The organism is Pseudokineococcus basanitobsidens, from assembly GCF_037482545.1.
Lineage (GTDB): Bacteria > Actinomycetota > Actinomycetes > Actinomycetales > Quadrisphaeraceae > Pseudokineococcus > Pseudokineococcus basanitobsidens.
Genome location: NZ_JBBIAA010000059.1, coordinates 1 through 2,133 on the forward strand (window position 1 = coordinate 1; position 2,133 = coordinate 2,133).

The 2,133-nt window shown below is 65.5% G+C and carries 1 protein-coding gene and 1 pseudogene; both read right to left on the minus strand.

Annotation, left to right across the window (positions count from 1 at the left end):
• Positions 1–52: 52 nt before the first annotated feature.
• A pseudogene (locus WDZ17_RS17225) lies at positions 53–717 on the minus strand (type 1 glutamine amidotransferase domain-containing protein).
• 1 nt (position 718) lies between these two features.
• Positions 719–1,885 carry a glutathione-independent formaldehyde dehydrogenase gene (locus tag WDZ17_RS17230; RefSeq protein WP_339576408.1) on the minus strand — a complete coding sequence of 389 codons (1,167 nt, stop codon included), beginning with the start codon at positions 1,883–1,885 and terminating at the stop codon, positions 719–721.
• Positions 1,886–2,133 lie beyond the last annotated feature (248 nt).

Consider the following 2,133-nt stretch of genomic DNA (forward strand, 5'->3'; position numbering starts at 1 on the left):
TTCCGCTGGCTACCTCGCCGCGGCACTGCAGGCAGCGACCAACGTCACCCCATCATGACGTCACCTCTTCGTCGGTCGAATTGCTCGCGAACTTCTCCACGAGCGTATCGCAGAACGCAGGCAGGTCATCGGGCGAGCGGCTGGTGATCAGATTCCCGTCCACCACGACGTCCTGGTCGACGACGTCAGCACCGGCGTTGCGCAGGTCCGTGCGGATGCTCGGGAAAGACGTCAGGGTGCGACCGGTGGCCACGCCAGCCTCGANTCCTGGTCGACGACGTCAGCACCGGCGTTGCGCAGGTCCGTGCGGATGCTCGGGAAAGACGTCAGGGTGCGACCGGTGGCCACGCCAGCCTCGATCAACGTCCACGGCCCGTGACAGATCGCCGCCACGGGCTTGCCACTCTCGACGAACTCGCGGACGAAGGAGACCGCGTCGGGGTCAACCCGGAGTTGGTCGGGGTTCACCGTGCCGCCCGGGAGAAGCAGGGCGTCATAGTGGGCGACAGAGGCGTCCGCGACCAACCCGTCGACAGCAAACGTGCCTGCTGCATCCAGATCGTTCTCACGGGCCTGAATCTCACCGTCATGGATCGACAGAACCTCGGTCTGTGCACCAGCCTGCTCCAGCGCCTCGCGGGGCTTCTCGAGCTCGACCCGCTCGACTCCGTCGGCGGCGAGGATCGCGACCCTCTTGCCCTGAAGATCTGCTGCCATCTCAGTTTTCCTTCTTTCCGTTTGACATGCCGGGCTTGATGAGGACCTTGGTCCAACCCTCGGACCTGGAGTCGAAGTTCTTGTAGGCGTCGGCAGCCTGATCCAGCGAGATTTCGTGGGAGACGATCCAGGACGGCTTCGCCTTGCCGGCCGCGATGAGGTCTCGCAGCCGACGGTTGTACCGCTTGACAGGGGCTTGACCGTTGCCCATGGTCTGTCCCTTGAACCAGTGGGTGCCGAAGTCGATGGCCGCCTTGCCCTGCTTGGCCAATTCGCCCTTGGCCCCCGGGTCCTGGGGGACGAACACACCGACGGTGCCGATCCCGCCGGTAAAACGCACCGAGTTGATGAGCATGTTCAGCGTGGCGGCGGTGTCCTCGTTCCCCTGCGGGTCGTGGGCCTGGTAGCCCACGCACTCGCAGCCACGGTCGGCTCCGAGCCCCATGGTCTCGTCCAGCACAGCCTGCACGGGGTCGGTCTTGGAGTCGTCGATAGCGATCGCACCGATCTGCTCGGCCAGCGCGAGCCGGTCGGGATGGCGATCGACCACCATCACCTTTGCGGCGCCCTTGATCGTCGCGGACAGGGCGGCCATCAGTCCCACGGGGCCGGCCCCGGCGATCACGACGCTGTCGCCCGGGATCACGCCGGCCATCTCGGTGGCGTGGTAGCCGGTGGGGAAGATGTCGGAGAGCATGACGTAGTCGTTCTCCTTGTCCTGCGCGTCTTCACCCAGGCGCAGCGCGTTGTGGTCGCCGAAGGGCACCCGGAGCAGTTCTGCCTGCCCGCCGCCGTACGGGCCCATCTCGGCGAAGCCGTAGGCCGCACCGGCGGCCGACGGGTCAGGTTGCGTCGTCAGGCAGTAGTTCGTGAGCCCGCGCTCGCAGTTCTTGCAGAACCCGCACGAGATGTTGAAGGGCAGCACGACCCGGTCTCCGACCTTGACCTTCTCTACTCCCTTGCCGATCTCCACCACCTCTCCCATGTTCTCGTGACCGAACGTCCGACCCACTTCGAAGGAGGTCCGCCCCTCGTACATGTGCAGGTCCGAGCCACAGATGTTCGTCGTCGTCACCCTGACCAGGACATCGGTGGGTCGCTCGATCTTTGCGTCCGGAACATCCTTCGTGCTGACCTGACGGGGCCCCTCGTACACCACTGCTTTCATGTCCACTCCGATCAGATGTGTTGCTCGATGTTTCTTCGGCAGGGCCTCGACAACGCTGGCCCCCGCGAGACAGCGAACGCCCCCCACAAGCCACATGTCAAGGGGCTCGCCCTTGAGTTGACGCGTGTAGCGATCGAGCCGGGATAGTGCCCGGGTCCCGCTGCGCGGAACCCTCTCCCCCGGTCTCAGGGCATGGGGCTTTTCGGGCTCTTCGCAGACGAGAGTGCAGCGGGCGGGTTGAGGAGGCC